Source organism: Limnohabitans sp. 63ED37-2, assembly GCF_001412535.1.
Classification (GTDB): Bacteria; Pseudomonadota; Gammaproteobacteria; order Burkholderiales; family Burkholderiaceae_C; genus Limnohabitans_A.
Map to the genome: position 1 here is coordinate 175,440 of NZ_CP011774.1, position 13,613 is coordinate 189,052.

General features: G+C 59.8%; 13 protein-coding genes. 8 read left to right on the top strand and 5 right to left on the bottom strand.

Annotated elements, in window-relative coordinates:
* The first annotated feature begins 108 nt into the window (after nt 1–108).
* Nucleotides 109–1,302: a phosphoglycerate kinase gene (locus L63ED372_RS00780; RefSeq protein WP_062401953.1), complete on the top strand. Its 1,194-nt coding sequence runs from the start codon at nt 109–111 to the stop codon at nt 1,300–1,302.
* A 288-nt stretch (nt 1,303–1,590) separates the two neighbouring features.
* On the opposite strand, the gene L63ED372_RS00785 is transcribed toward L63ED372_RS00780, so the two are convergent.
* Entirely contained in the window at nt 1,591–2,706 is a 1,116-nt protein-coding gene (locus L63ED372_RS00785) for a fatty acid desaturase (protein WP_062401955.1), read from the bottom strand.
* Between the two features lie 264 nt (nt 2,707–2,970).
* Here L63ED372_RS00785 and pyk point away from each other — a divergent pair, with 264 nt between their 5' ends.
* Nucleotides 2,971–4,401 (top strand): pyruvate kinase, encoded by a 1,431-nt coding sequence (pyk, locus tag L63ED372_RS00790; RefSeq protein WP_062401957.1) that lies wholly within the window; start codon nt 2,971–2,973, stop codon nt 4,399–4,401.
* A 167-nt stretch (nt 4,402–4,568) separates the two neighbouring features.
* Nucleotides 4,569–5,633, top strand: coding sequence for a class II fructose-bisphosphate aldolase (gene fba, locus L63ED372_RS00795; RefSeq protein WP_062401959.1), 1,065 nt, complete (start codon nt 4,569–4,571; stop codon nt 5,631–5,633).
* A gap of 51 nt (nt 5,634–5,684) precedes the next feature.
* Here fba and L63ED372_RS16305 read toward each other — a convergent pair whose 3' ends face one another.
* Complete coding sequence (locus L63ED372_RS16305) at nt 5,685–6,497, bottom strand: hypothetical protein (protein WP_156343522.1); 813 nt, start codon at nt 6,495–6,497, stop codon at nt 5,685–5,687.
* Nucleotides 6,498–6,510: 13 nt separating this feature from the next.
* Nucleotides 6,511–7,533, bottom strand: a complete 1,023-nt coding sequence (locus tag L63ED372_RS00805; RefSeq protein WP_156343523.1) for a hypothetical protein — start codon at nt 7,531–7,533, stop codon at nt 6,511–6,513.
* A gap of 209 nt (nt 7,534–7,742) precedes the next feature.
* Here L63ED372_RS00805 and L63ED372_RS00810 point away from each other — a divergent pair, with 209 nt between their 5' ends.
* Entirely contained in the window at nt 7,743–8,663 is a 921-nt protein-coding gene (locus L63ED372_RS00810) for a phosphoribosylaminoimidazolesuccinocarboxamide synthase (protein WP_156343524.1), read from the top strand.
* Between the two features lie 67 nt (nt 8,664–8,730).
* Here the strand turns inward: L63ED372_RS00810 and L63ED372_RS00815 are convergent, their stop codons facing one another.
* Nucleotides 8,731–9,096: a hypothetical protein gene (locus tag L63ED372_RS00815; protein ID WP_062401970.1), complete on the bottom strand. Its 366-nt coding sequence runs from the start codon at nt 9,094–9,096 to the stop codon at nt 8,731–8,733.
* 152 nt (nt 9,097–9,248) lie between these two features.
* On the opposite strand from L63ED372_RS00815, the gene L63ED372_RS00820 reads away from it, so the two are divergent.
* Nucleotides 9,249–9,770, top strand: a complete 522-nt coding sequence (locus tag L63ED372_RS00820) for an Mpo1 family 2-hydroxy fatty acid dioxygenase (protein ID WP_062401973.1) — start codon at nt 9,249–9,251, stop codon at nt 9,768–9,770.
* 86 nt (nt 9,771–9,856) lie between these two features.
* On the opposite strand, the gene trxA is transcribed toward L63ED372_RS00820, so the two are convergent.
* A complete protein-coding gene (gene trxA / locus L63ED372_RS00825) occupies nt 9,857–10,810 on the bottom strand; it encodes a thioredoxin (RefSeq protein ID WP_062401976.1) in 954 nt (317 codons plus the stop codon).
* A gap of 81 nt (nt 10,811–10,891) precedes the next feature.
* On the opposite strand from trxA, the gene purE reads away from it, so the two are divergent.
* Genes purE through L63ED372_RS00840 form a run of 3 tightly spaced genes read left to right on the top strand, consistent with a single transcriptional unit; the run spans nt 10,892 to nt 13,613 of the window.
* Entirely contained in the window at nt 10,892–11,401 is a 510-nt protein-coding gene (gene purE / locus L63ED372_RS00830; RefSeq protein ID WP_062401981.1) for a 5-(carboxyamino)imidazole ribonucleotide mutase, read from the top strand.
* A complete protein-coding gene (locus tag L63ED372_RS00835) occupies nt 11,398–12,588 on the top strand; it encodes a 5-(carboxyamino)imidazole ribonucleotide synthase (RefSeq protein ID WP_062401984.1) in 1,191 nt (396 codons plus the stop codon). Before purE ends, L63ED372_RS00835 begins: the two co-directional genes overlap by 4 nt.
* A gap of 8 nt (nt 12,589–12,596) precedes the next feature.
* On the top strand, nt 12,597–13,613 hold the full coding sequence (locus L63ED372_RS00840) for an L-threonylcarbamoyladenylate synthase (RefSeq protein WP_062407462.1): 1,017 nt from the start codon (nt 12,597–12,599) through the stop codon (nt 13,611–13,613).

A 13,613-nucleotide genomic window follows, 5' to 3' on the forward strand; every position in this document is an offset into this window, starting at 1 on the left:
GTCGCCTTGGGGCGTTGTTCGGGGTTCGTATCTGCCCTTCATGTCAGCCCTTGTCAGGCCAGGCTTTTAAAATCGATGCCAATTGATCCTTCTACTTTTCTACACACCATGAACGTCATCCGCTTTTCCGATCTGTGTGCCAAGGGCCAAGCCGCTGGCCAACGTGTGTTCATTCGCGCTGACCTGAACGTGCCACAAGCCGACGACGGCAGCATCACCGAAGACACCCGCATCCGCGCCAGCGTGCCTTGCATCCAAATGGCATTAGACGCCGGAGCGGCGGTGATGGTGACCAGTCATTTGGGCCGCCCGACCGAGGGCGAGTTCAAACCCGAAGACTCGCTGGCCCCCGTGGCCAAGCGCTTGGGTGAGTTGCTCGGCCGTGAAGTTCCGCTGGTCGCCAACTGGGTGGACGGTGTCTCTGTTGCCCCCGGCCAAGTGGTGCTGCTCGAGAACTGCCGCGTCAACAAAGGCGAGAAGAAAAACAACGAAGCGCTGGCCCGCCAAATGGCGCAGCTGTGCGACATCTATGTGAACGACGCCTTTGGCACGGCCCACCGCGCCGAAGGCACCACCTACGGCATCGCCCAATTCGCGCCGATTGCGTGCGCAGGCCCTTTGCTGGCCGCCGAGATCGACGCGATTGGCAAGGCCCTGGCCAACCCGAAGCGCCCACTGGCGGCCATCGTGGCAGGCAGCAAAGTCAGCACCAAGCTGACCATCTTGAAGAGCCTGTCGCAAAACGTGGACCAGCTCATTGTGGGCGGTGGCATTGCCAATACCTTCATGCTGGCAGCGGGTCTGAAGATCGGCAAGAGCATGGCCGAAGCCGACTTGGTGGACGAGGCCAAAGCCGTCATCGAAGCCATGAAGGCCCGAGGTGCCGAAGTGCCGATCCCAACCGATGTGGTGGTGGCCAAGACCTTCGCAGCCGACGCGGTCGCGACGGTGAAGAAAGCCACCGAGGTGGCCGACGATGACATGATTTTGGATATCGGCCCCGAGACCGCCGCCAAACTGGCCGCGCAGCTCAAGCAGGCGGGCACCATCGTCTGGAACGGCCCGGTGGGCGTGTTCGAGTTTGCGGCTTTTGAAAACGGCACCAAAGTGATCGCCCAGGCGATCGCCGAGTCCAGCGCCTTCAGCATCGCCGGCGGCGGCGACACGCTGGCTGCCATTGCCAAGTACGGCATCGAGCAACAGGTGGGCTACATCTCGACCGGCGGTGGCGCGTTCCTTGAAATTCTGGAAGGCAAGACCTTGCCCGCTTTCGAGATTTTGATGAAGCGTGCGGCGGTTTGAGTGTTACTGGGGGGCGCTGGATCCCGGCTCGGGGGCCGGGATGACAGAGAAACGACCGGGGGTCATTGATACGGCCGGGGGTCATTGATACGGCCGGGGGTCATTGATACGGCTGGGGGTCAGTGATACGGCTGGGATGAACGAACAGCTTTGTCACCCCGGGCGCAGACCCGGGGTCCAGTCTCCACGTTCCACGTCCCAGCAACAATCCCCCGATCCATGTAGAACATGCCTCAACAAAAAACCTCGCATTGCGGGGTTTTTCTTCGTCAGGGTCAACGAACCCGATCAGGCTTGTGCCGCAGGCGGCAGGTTGCCGCGCACTGGGCTGGTCATGGTGCCTTTGAAGTCGGTCCAGCACTCACGGCCGAAGTCGTACAGCTTGCAGTTTTGGGCGGTCTCGAAGTACCACTTCCAAGAGAAGGGCTGCACGATGATGCGGCCGGGCAGCATTTCTTCGAGCTTGGTCTGCGCTTGCTTGAGGCGGTAAAGCGGGATGCTCATGTCCACATGGTGTGCGGTGTGCTCCATGATGTGGTGCATCATGGCGCCGATCTGGAACGGAAAGGTCAGGTGCACGGTGGTCGACACAAAGGGCGCAGCCTTGGTCCAAGCGGCCTTGTTGTCGTGCCAGGACACTTTCACATGGGTGTGGTGCACATAGACCACAAAGCCGATCATGGTGTTCCAGAAGAAGAAGGGGATCAGCACGCCCATGAGCAGCGACAGCAGCACCGATTGCTCGGTGTAGAGGGCGGCGGCCGCAACGACCGCGACCCACACCGCACCAAAAACACTCACCAGAAGGCTGTCCTTGAAGAAGATCGGGCGGCGTGTGGGCATGTGGGTTTTGTTCGGGAAAAACTCGCGCTTCCACCAGATCTCGATCATGTAATACAAACCGGGTGCCCAGCCGCTGCGGTAGGCCCTCTGAAGCAGGCGCTGCACGGGGTTCAAGTTGGCAAACTCTTCAGCCGTCAGGGGCGTCCAGACAAAGTCCACGCCCTTGAGGTTGGTGTAGCCGTGGTGCACCACGTTGTGGCCGGTGTCCCACAAGCTGTAGGGCGTGAGCGATGGCAAAAATGCGATGCGGCCCAAGACCTTGTTGAGTTCGCGGTGGGGCGTCAGGCTCTGGTGGCAGGCGTCGTGGCCAATGACGAACAGGCGGCCAATGACGAAGCCAGCCACTGAGCCGCACAGCAGTTTCGCCCAGACAGATTCGAGCAAGATGGTGGCGGTGATCAGGGCAAAAAACAGGGCGTAATCCAAAGCGAGCAGCACGAAGGCACGCACCGTACTGCGCTCGGACAGGGGGATCAACCACTCGCGCAAGGTCTTGCGGTGCGGCAGGGGCTGGTCCAGTGGGATGGGCTGATCGACGTTGGGGGTATGTAAGGCAGTCATGACGCTTGAATATAAATCGCTCAACATGGAGTTTAGTCGGCTTGGCGTTTCACTGGGCTGACAAAGATCAATTCAAGGGTATTGCAAAGGAAAACAGCCAGCAACGGACTTGATCTGTTGGTAACTTGTCGCCAAAAGTCTGCAATCAATCCGCCTTTGCGGCCGCGATGAGCGGTTTTTTGTTGCATGCAGGCCATCGAAAGAACCGGTCATGTAACCGATTTCGTGTGAGAATTGAAACCAAATTACATTGGAGATCTTCAGATGCCCCGTCGCGCCACCAAGATTGTTGCCACCTTAGGCCCTGCTTCCAGCGATCCCGCACTTTTGGAGGCCATGATCCGTGCTGGCGTCAATGTGGTTCGCCTGAACTTCAGCCACGGCAAGGCGCAAGACCACGTCGACCGCGCCCGCCTGGTGCGCGAAGCCTCGCACCGTGCGGGCCGCGAGGTGGCCATCATGGCCGACCTGCAGGGCCCCAAGATCCGGGTCGGCAAGTTTGCCGAAGGCAAAGTCATGCTCGAGCCCGGTGCTCCTTTTGTGCTGGACGCCTCGCGCACCGAGCCGGGTGACATCAACGGCGTCGGCCTCGATTACAAAGAGCTGCCGCGTGACGTGAAAGCGGGCGATGTGCTCTTGCTCAACGATGGCTTGATCGTGCTCACCGTGAACGCGGTCAAAGGCGAGCAGGTGCACACCACCGTGAAGCTGGGCGGTGAATTGTCGAACAACAAGGGCATCAACAAACAGGGCGGTGGCTTGACGGCAGCGGCCCTGACGGCCAAGGACATGGACGACATCCGCACGGCCATGAGCTTCAATGCCGACTATGTGGCGGTGAGCTTCCCCAAAAACGCCACCGACATGGAAATGGCCCGCCAACTGTGCAACGTGGCCTGCACCAACGGCCACAGGCCTGGCCTGATCGCCAAGATCGAACGCGCCGAAGCCATTCCTGAGCTGGACCGCATCTTGGCGGTGTCGGACGGCATCATGGTCGCACGTGGCGATTTGGCCGTGGAGGTGGGCAATGCCGCTGTGCCGGGCCTGCAAAAACACATGATCAAACGCGCCCGCGAACTCGACAAACTGGTCATCACCGCCACGCAGATGATGGAGAGCATGATCGTCAACCCGGTGCCCACCCGCGCCGAAGTGTCGGACGTGGCCAACGCGGTGCTGGACGGCACCGATGCGGTGATGCTCAGCGCCGAAACCGCGGCAGGCAAGTACCCGCTGGAGACGGTCGAGATGATGGCGGCGGTGTGTCTGGAAGCCGAGAAAACCGACCACGATCCGCTGGACGACGACTTTGTGGGGGCGCATTTCAACCGCATCGACCACGCCATCGCCATGGGCGCCCTGTTCACGGCGCACCACCTCAAGGCCAAGGCGATTGTGGCCTTGACCGATTCGGGCTCGACCGCTTTGTGGATGAGCCGCCACAGTGTGCGCATGCCCATTTATGCACTCACGCCCAAGGTCGCCACCCAGCGCAAGATGGCCCTGATGCGCAACGTCAGCCCCTTGCTGATGGACACCAGCGCCGACCGCGACACCGCTTTGGCCGATGCCGAAGCGCACCTGAAAAAGCGCGGCATTGTGCAGCCGGGCGATGTGTACGCCATCACCGTGGGCGAGCCCATGGGCACACCTGGCGGCACCAACACGCTCAAGATTTGCCGGGCGGCTTGAGCACCAGGCCAGCGCGTCAAGCCTTGCGGGGCTTGGCGGCCTGGATTTCCTGTTCAGGACGGGCCTGACAGGCCGATGGTGTCCCGAAACCTATAAAATCTGGTGCAGTTACAAGCCGGGTACAACCCGGCGCACCAGAATCTTCAACTCCCCGGGAAATCACCACCATGGCACTCGTTTCTATGCGCGAGCTGCTGGACCATGCGGCCGTTAACGGCTACGGCATTCCAGCTTTCAACGTCAACAACCTGGAGCAAGTCCAGGCCGTCATGATGGCCGCCGACGAAGTCGGTGCCCCGGTGATTCTGCAGGCCAGCGCAGGTGCCCGCAAATACGCGGGTGAGCCCTTCATCAAGCACCTGATTCAGGCCGCCACCGAGCAGTGGCCGCACATTCCGCTGGTCATGCACCAAGACCACGGCCAAAGCCCGGCGGTTTGCCAGGGCGCGATCAACCTGGGTTTTTCATCGGTGATGATGGACGGCTCTTTGCTGGAAGACGGCAAGACCCCGGCCGACTTTGCCTACAACGTGGATGTGACCCGCCGTGTGGTCGAGATGGCCCACTTGGTGGGCGTGTCGGTCGAGGGCGAACTCGGCTGCTTGGGCAATCTGGAAACCGGTGAAGCTGGTGAAGAAGACGGCATTGGTGCCGAGGGCAAACTGGACCACAGCCAGATGCTGACCGACCCCGAAGAAGCGGCCCAGTTCGTGAAAGCCACAGGCCTGGACGCGCTGGCCATTGCCATTGGCACCAGCCACGGCGCCTACAAGTTCAGCCGCAAGCCCACGGGCGACATTTTGGCCATCAGCCGCGTGAAAGAAATTCACCAGCGCATTCCCAACACCCACTTGGTGATGCACGGCTCGTCCAGTGTGCCGCAAGAGCTGTTGGCCCTGATCAACCAGTACGGCGGCAAGATGAAAGAAACCTACGGCGTGCCCGTCGAGGAAATCCAAGAAGCCATCAAGCACGGCGTGCGCAAAATCAACATCGACACCGACATCCGTTTGGCGATGACCGCCGCTTGCCGCAAGTTCTTGTTCGAGAACCCCGACAAGTTCGACGCGCGTGAATGGCTCAAACCCGCCCGCGAAGCGGCCAAGCAAATCTGCAAGCAGCGCTACTTGGAGTTCGGCTGCGAAGGCCAGGCCCCCAAGATCAAGGGCGACAACCTGCAGGTGGTGGCCGCCCGTTATGCCCGCGGTGAATTGGCGCAAGTGGTCAACTGATGGGGGCGGGGGGCTTCAGTGTGGCAGTGTTTAGAAACACTGCTCGAGGCCTCAAAAAGCGTAATTTAATTTGGCAATGAATTGGCTTGTCCGCAAGCCAATGGCTGGTTGAACGGCGCTCGCAACCAGGCGGCTGCCTTTGTACAGCGCTTGTGGTGAGCCCTCTTCAATGCGGTCTTGTCGAATGTGGATGGCGGCTGACCATGTCCAGGCGGGGTCGTTTTCGCCCAGCTTGTTTCCGATTGAAATGCCAATTTCGCGACTACGGCCCGAGCCCAACTGCAAGCGGGTCGGTGCAAAGTTGGGCAAAGTCACATTCGACTGTCCTGGAAGTATCCGCCCCTGCCAATAGTCAACTTGCCCCTTCAAATGTTGACTCAGGGCCTGCTTGTAACGCACACCAAGCGACACGTCGTTGAATTGAAAATGCTCGGGGTAGCCTTCGGCCTGGCTGTTGGATTGGATGCTTCGATGAATGGTGTTATGAACCCATCGGCCCCCCAACGACCAGTTTGCATCCGCATGGAAGTGGACAGATCCGGAGATTTTTTGATGCGCAATGTCAGAAAAGCTTGTCGCGGCTTGGCCGGTATTGGTTGCACCCAAGTAAGTGCGGGTTCCCCGGCTGTCGGACCACGCCAATGACCCGTCTGCCACATTGCAGCGAACCGAAAACGTCAAGCCTTTTGAATGCAGGTGACCCGTCTCCAAGACCAAGCGTTTTCCTGAACGCGACAGCTCCTCCCAGCGGCTTGTTTCTGTTCCAAGTTGTGGACTGATGTTGGCCTCAGCGCACGTTTGACCGAGCGCATTCCAAGAAGTCAAAAGCGCCAACGCACCCACACAAATATGTGGGTGCAGCATGCGATCAGACCCATTAAAGGATGTCACTCCAAGGCACGGGTTTAGATGTTTCGAATTTGCCATCACCGTCTTGGTCAAGTTCGACCAATGCACTGCTGGTGCCGTTCGCAGTGGCACGGATGGTTCCACCCTGTTTGAACGTGACGAGGGCAATACCATCGGTCGGATATGGCAAACGTGATCCTGGGCTAGAGATTGCTGGTGATACAAAATTCTTGATCGTCTCGATGGTGGCCGTGTTGGCGCCCAAAGTGGGTATGTTGATGGAGCCGTTGATGGATTGACTCACTTGGTTGTTGTATGTGGTGTTGCGAAGAACGTAGTTCTTGTATTCATAAACTTTGGTGCTTCCAGCTGAAGTGATGTTGTAAGTCATGCTGGCAATGTCCATTTTGAGATCTGTCAGGAGTTGATTGCTCCCGTTTGAATTGAGCACCATTTTTGCGGAAAGGTTCATGTCGAATGAGCCATTCGATGAAGTTGCCACCCCATTGGTCTCAGACACAAACTGTGAGGACTTGGCGGTCACGAAAGCCTCAAAGTCGGTGAATGAAGTTTCTGTGTACCGATTGAATGTGATGGTCATCTCGCCGTTCAGCTTTGAACCATACAAAGAGCAATTGTTGGCGGACAGGGTCAGGTAGTCACCGGCATCAGGCACTTCATTTCCCAACAGATCGTTGTAAGTGATGCTGAGTGTGCCGCTGGAGCAAGGGATTGATTCCGTTAATTCCGCCCCAACCAGTACTGTTGGGCTTGAGCGCCAATTCTTGATCAACTGTGTCAGGTGGGACTGAACAAAATGCGTGAACGGCAAAGGGGTTTGCACATCAGCACCGATGAATGATTCGGTGATGCCGGAACTTGCACTGACTGCAACTGAACTGGCCATCACCTCAGTGGCAGCCACGTCATAGTTTTGAGCGCTCAGTGCAACCGATTTGCTGTTGGTATTGGATGAAGGAGCGCCACCACCACCGCCTCCACAAGCGGCCAGGGTTGCACAGAACGACAGAAGGGTTGCGAGTGTCTTCATATGGAATCCAAAAAACATCATTTTATAAATTAAAAGTACTCAAAATTTAATTTAGAAAATTTAAAAAGTAAGTTTTTTTACGAATGTTCTTAGCCAAAAAAACAGATGAACTGGTGGTGCGAACTGAGGGTGTTCTCTTGAGATAATCAACGGGAATGCTTCAGAGCCCGTGAACAATTCGACGGGCTTTTTGTTTGATGAGAATCGCCATGCCCAACGCACTCCACACCTCGGCCCTGACCTCTTTGCCTCTGCTGGCGCGTGGCAAGGTGCGTGACAACTACGCCGTGGGTGACGACCGCATTTTGATGGTGGCCTCAGACCGCATCAGCGCGTTTGACGTGATCATGGGCGAGCCGATTCCCGGCAAAGGCGTGCTGCTCACGCAAATGGCCTTGTTCTGGTTCGACAAGCTCGGCCCCAAGGGCCTGAACATCTGCCCGATCCACCTGACGGGCGAAGCGCCCGAGAGCGTGGTGAGCGACGAAGAAGTGCCGCAAGTCCAAGGCCGCTCCATGCTGGTCAAGCGCCTGAAACCCATCCCGGTCGAGGCGGTGGTGCGCGGTTATCTGGCCGGCAGCGGCTGGAAGGAATACCAAGACAACCAAGCCGTGTGCGGCGTGAAGCTGCCCGCAGGCCTGAAAAACGCCAGCCGCTTGCCCGAACCCATCTACACCCCGGCCGCCAAAGCGGCGGTGGGTGAGCACGACGAAAACATCACCTTCGAGCGCACGGTGGAGATGATCGGTGCCGATCTGGCCACCCGCATCCGCGACATCAGCATCCAGCTCTACAAAGCCGCGCGTGACATCGCAGCGACCAAAGGCATCATCATTGCCGACACCAAGTTCGAGTTTGGCCTCGACGCCGACGGCACCTTGGTGCTGATGGACGAGGTGCTGACGCCCGATTCATCGCGTTACTGGCCCACAGATTCTTATGAACAGAGTTATGTGGAAGGGTCCAACCCGCCCAGCTACGACAAACAGTTTTTGCGCGATTGGCTGGAGACCGCCACCGTTAACGGCAAGCCTTGGGACAAAACCCCGCCTGCGCCGCGCTTGCCGCGCGAGGTGATCGAGAACACCGCCGCCAAATACGAAGAGGCCATGAACAAGCTGATGGCCTGAATGCCTGGGCATTCAGGGCATAAAAAAGGCGCTGCCCTGCAGCGCCTTTTTCTTGGGAGGTGTGAAATCAGTGGGCGAAGGCCAGCAGTGTCATGGCATCGAGCAGGCAGGTGGTGCCAGCCACCAGCAAGCTGGCGTTGGCGGCCATGCGGCCGCGTGGATGAAGCGATGCGCCCCAGAAGACAGCCAAGCAAACCAGTTCCAGGCTGCTGCGCATCCACAGGTAGGCGCTGCTGTCCACCAGCGGGGCGGCGCCAGGGCTCGTGAGCACGGCATACAGGAAAACACCCTTGACCAGCCAGAGGGCGGCGCCAAAATGCACAGAAGTCAGTTGTGCCAGTTGGCTGCGCCAAGATGTATTGGAGGGCACAGTCGCACCACCGAGCAGGCATTGCAGCTCTTCAGGGGTGATCAGGGGCTCGGCGCGTGACATTTTTCAAAATGAATTCAAAAGTGGTGTTTAAATTTTAAGTTGCAAGCGACCAAAAAATACGGGCACGGCCCGGCTTGTGAGTTGAAACCGGTAAATATCTGTAACGGCAGGTATTACATTTGGCGTTTTGACCGCCAGAACGAGGAAATGGAATGACGCTTTTTCGCCCCGCGACCACCTTGATGGTCCAGTACGCCCATTACCACCGCGATCGCCGCAACATCGTGACCCATCTGCTGGGCATCCCGCTGATTTTTTTGTCCATCGGCGTCCTGCTGCTGAGTCCATCTTGGGTGGTGGCGGGTCAGACGGTAACGCTCGCCTGGGCCCTGTGGGCACTGACCAGCGTTTGGTACCTGAGCCGGGGCGATGTTTTGCTGGGCGCGGCCACTTCGTTTGTGAATGGCGTGTTGATCGCGGCCGCCCATGAGGTCCCGCCTCTGGCGCAAGCCCTGGGGCTGGCGGTGTGGCAGGCGGGCTTGGGTTTGTTTTTCATCGGCTGGGTCATCCAGTTCATCGGCCACTATTTCGAAGGTAAAAAACCCGCTTTTGTGGACGACGTCGTCGGCTTGTTGGTGGGGCCGATGTTTGTGGTGGGCGAGGTGCTCATGTGGGCCGGGTTGCTCCAGCGCATGCACATGGACATCGAGCGCCAAGCTGGACCCACGCGCTGAACGCTTGGCGGCTCACCCGTTAAAAAGCCCGGTCAACCTGCTTCACTGCAGGTGCACCGGGCTTTGAGTTTGGGGTCAGTCTGAGCTCAGTTCAGCGCCATGCTCAGCTTGCGCCGGTAGCTGGAGATCATGGCCATGTGCGGGTCTTCTTGCAGGGCCGCTTTGCCCATCAACTCGATACCGCCCGCTGATTTGCCGGTGGCGTCTTGCGTTTTGGACTTGGGCGGTGTCATCAACTCCAGCAAGGCGACAAAGGTTTTGCGTGGGGCTTCGTTGTCCCACTTTTTGTCGCGCATGATGATCTCGAGCAGTTCGTCCATGGCCGCTTCCCATTGGCCAATGGCGATCAGCAAACGGCTTTTGGCAAAACGGGCTTCAAAGTCGCGTTTGTTTTGGGCGATCAAGGCGTCAAACTGGTCGAGTTCCCAGCCGCCGCGGGGATCGGTGGTCACAAACTCCAGCGCGTTGAGCCACTGGGTTTGCGCCTCAAAGCGCAGTGGCACTGGAATGCGGCTCATGGCGGGGGCCAGCAAGGCGGCGGCTTCGGCCAACTCGCCCAAGCCAATCAGCATCTTGACCAGGTCAAAACGGGCGTCGTCGTTACCGGGATCGGTGGCCAGGGCATGTTCCATCGCGGCGCGGGCGCTGTTGGCGTCACCGGCTTGCAGGTGTTGCTGAGCCTCTTCGGCGGCAGCTTGAGCTTGTAGCTCTTCAGCGGCTGGCAGGTGTTTGTCCAGGAACTGCTTGACTTGGCCCTCGGGCAAAGCACCCATGAAGCCGTCGACCGGCTGGCCGTTCATCAGCAGCACGCAGGTGGGGATGCTTTTGATGCCAAAGGCTTGGGCCAGTTGCTGCTCTTGATCGGAGTTGATCTTGACCAGCTTGAAGCGGCCTTCGTAGGCGGTTTCCACTTTTTCGAGGACAGGGCCCAGCGATTTGCAGGGGCCGCACCAAGGGGCCCAAAAGTCCACCAGCACGGGCGTGGTCATGGAGGCTTCGATGACCTCGGCTTCAAAGTTTTGTATCGTGACGTCCATCATGGCGGGCAGTGTTCCGGGTTGTGTTTCAAACCCCAAGCGGGTGAAACCTTAAAATTCGACATTGATCACGAAAAGCACCCAATGACTCAAGCGCTCATCGGCGTCGTCATGGGTTCCAGCTCCGACTGGGACACCATGCAGCACGCAGTCCAGATTCTCCAACAGTTTGGCATCCCTCACGATGCCCGCGTGGTTTCGGCCCACAGAATGCCGGACGATATGTTTGCGTATGCACAGAGCGCGGCCGAGCGGGGCTTGAAGGCCATCATCGCGGGCGCTGGCGGTGCGGCCCATTTGCCCGGCATGATCGCGGCCAAAACCGTGGTGCCGGTGTTGGGTGTGCCGGTGCAGACCAAGGCGTTGTCGGGCGTGGATTCGCTGCACAGCATTGTGCAAATGCCCAAAGGCGTGCCTGTGGCCACTTTTGCCATTGGCGCAGCGGGTGCAGCCAATGCGGCCCTGTTTGCGGTGGCCATGCTGGCCAACAACGACCCTGCTTTGCGCCAAAAGCTGGAAGCTTTCCGCGTCGAACAAACTGCCATGGCCCGCGCCATGACGCTTCCTCCCGTATCACCAGCAGGTGCCGCATGAGCCGCGCCATCTTGCCGGGCTCCATGGTCAATGGCCAAATGGCCACGTTGGGCGTGATGGGCGGCGGTCAGCTGGGCCGCATGTTCGTGCACGCGGCGCAGGCCATGGGTTACTTCACCGCTGTGCTCGACCCCGATGCGGCCAGCCCCGCCGGACTGGTGAGCCACCACCACATCCAAACCGATTACCTGGACGAGCAGGGCTTGGCGCAGTTGATGCAGCGCTGCGCGGCCATCACCACCGAGTTTGAAAACGTGCCTGCTCCGGCCCTGCTGACGCTGGGCGCACACCGCCCAGTGGCCCCGGCCTCCGAGTCGGTCGCGATTGCGCAAGACCGCGCCGCCGAGAAGGCCCACTTTGTGCGCTGCGGTGTGCCGGTCGCGCCGCATGCCGTGATCGAGACGGCGGCGCAGTTGGCGGCTGTGGGCGACGATTTGCTGCCTGGCATTTTGAAGACCTCGCGCATGGGTTATGACGGCAAGGGCCAGATCCGTGTCAAGACCCGCGAAGAATTGGCCGCAGCTTGGGATGAGCTCAAGGGCGTGCCCTGCGTGCTTGAGAAAATGCTGCCGCTGCAGGCCGAGTGTTCGGTCATCGTGGCGCGTGGCGCGGATGGGCAGGTGGTGAATTTTCCGGTGCAACTGAACTTGCACCGCGACGGCATTTTGGCCGTGACCAGCGTGTACGAAGGTGCGGTGCCGGCCGATGTGGCCGCGCAAGCGGTGGCCGCGACCCGCGCGATTGCCGAAGGCCTTCACTACGTGGGCGTGCTGTGTGTGGAGTTTTTCATGCTCGAAGGTGGTCAGCTGGTCGTCAACGAAATGGCCCCGCGCCCGCACAACAGCGGCCACTACACCATGAACGCCTGCGACCAGTCGCAATTTGATTTGCAGGTGCGCACGCTGGCAGGCTTGCCGCTCACGCAGCCGCGCCAACATTCACCGGCCATCATGCTCAACTTGTTGGGCGATTTGTGGCCCGAAGTCACGCCCACTGGCAAAGGCCCGACCAGCCCCGCTTGGGCGCAGGTGCTGGCGCTGCCTGGCACGCACTTGCATCTGTATGGCAAGCTGTCTGCCCGACCCGGCCGCAAGATGGGCCACCTGAACATCACGGGGCCGACGCCCGAGGCGGTGCGGGCCACCGCTTTGCAGGCGGCCGCTTTGCTCGGCATCGAAGCCTTTTAAGGTTGGGCATGATCCTCAGTGCCAACGAAGCGGCCATCGCGCAGGCTGCACAAGCGCTGCGCGACGGCCAGTTGGTCGGCCTGCCGACCGAGACCGTGTACGGCCTGGCGGCCAATGCCACCGACGATGCAGCGGTGGCGAAAATTTTTGTGGCCAAGGGCCGCCCGGCGGACCATCCGCTGATCGTGCATGTGGCCAGCGCCGCGCAAGTGCCCGTGTTTGCCGCGCAAGTGCCCGACTTTGCACAATCGCTGATCGATGCCTTTTGGCCCGGTCCGTTGACATTGATTTTGCCGCGCCAAAGCGGTGTGGCTGCGGCCTCTGCGGGGGGGCAAGACTCGATTGGCTTGCGTTGTCCTTCGCACCCGGTGGCCCAGCGGCTTTTGCAAGCCTGTGCGGTCTTGGGTGTGTTGGGCGTGTCCGCCCCCAGCGCCAACCGCTTTGGCCGCGTGAGCCCCACCAGCGCTTTGCATGTGCAGTCCGAGCTGGGCCCCGATTTGTTGATCTTGGACGGCGGCGACTGCGACGTGGGCATCGAGTCCACCATCATCGACTGCACCCGAGGCGAGCCGGTCCTGCTGCGCCCTGGGCACATCACGCGCGTGCAAATTGAAGTGGCGTGTGGCCGTGCCGTGCTGGACAAAGACGCCCCCCAAGCGGTGCTGGGTCAGCCTGCACCCCGTGCATCGGGCACGCTCGAATCGCATTACGCGCCTCGCGCCAAGGTGCGCCTGATGTCGGCGACCGACATCGCTTCTAAATTACAAGCCTTGGGGCCACACGCCAACAACCTCGGGCTGTGGTCGGCCGAGCGGCCTGCGAGCGAGCAGGGCATGGGGTCTGGTGTAGGCGCTGGGGTGTTGTGGCGCCAGCAAGCCACCACAGCCGAACAAGCCGCGCACGACTTGTTTGGTGTGTTGCGCGACTTGGACGCCCGTGGGGTGAGCCAAATTTGGGTGCAGCTGCCGCCCGACACCCCCGAGTGGGAAGGCGTGCGGGATCGGTTGCAACGCGCTGCGGCTTAA

Excerpts from the sequence above, each read along its gene's own strand:
- L63ED372_RS00780 (WP_062401953.1), top strand. The coding sequence starts at position 109 with ATGAACGTCATCCGCTTTTCCGATCTGTGTGCCAAGGGCCAAGCCGCT.
- L63ED372_RS00785 (WP_062401955.1), bottom strand. The coding sequence starts at position 2,706 with ATGACTGCCTTACATACCCCCAACGTCGATCAGCCCATCCCACTGGAC.
- pyk (WP_062401957.1), top strand. The coding sequence starts at position 2,971 with ATGCCCCGTCGCGCCACCAAGATTGTTGCCACCTTAGGCCCTGCTTCC.
- fba (WP_062401959.1), top strand. The coding sequence starts at position 4,569 with ATGGCACTCGTTTCTATGCGCGAGCTGCTGGACCATGCGGCCGTTAAC.
- L63ED372_RS16305 (WP_156343522.1), bottom strand. The coding sequence starts at position 6,497 with ATGCTGCACCCACATATTTGTGTGGGTGCGTTGGCGCTTTTGACTTCT.
- L63ED372_RS00805 (WP_156343523.1), bottom strand. The coding sequence starts at position 7,533 with ATGAAGACACTCGCAACCCTTCTGTCGTTCTGTGCAACCCTGGCCGCT.
- L63ED372_RS00810 (WP_156343524.1), top strand. The coding sequence starts at position 7,743 with ATGCCCAACGCACTCCACACCTCGGCCCTGACCTCTTTGCCTCTGCTG.
- L63ED372_RS00815 (WP_062401970.1), bottom strand. The coding sequence starts at position 9,096 with ATGTCACGCGCCGAGCCCCTGATCACCCCTGAAGAGCTGCAATGCCTG.
- L63ED372_RS00820 (WP_062401973.1), top strand. The coding sequence starts at position 9,249 with ATGACGCTTTTTCGCCCCGCGACCACCTTGATGGTCCAGTACGCCCAT.
- trxA (WP_062401976.1), bottom strand. The coding sequence starts at position 10,810 with ATGATGGACGTCACGATACAAAACTTTGAAGCCGAGGTCATCGAAGCC.
- purE (WP_062401981.1), top strand. The coding sequence starts at position 10,892 with ATGACTCAAGCGCTCATCGGCGTCGTCATGGGTTCCAGCTCCGACTGG.
- L63ED372_RS00835 (WP_062401984.1), top strand. The coding sequence starts at position 11,398 with ATGAGCCGCGCCATCTTGCCGGGCTCCATGGTCAATGGCCAAATGGCC.
- L63ED372_RS00840 (WP_062407462.1), top strand. The coding sequence starts at position 12,597 with ATGATCCTCAGTGCCAACGAAGCGGCCATCGCGCAGGCTGCACAAGCG.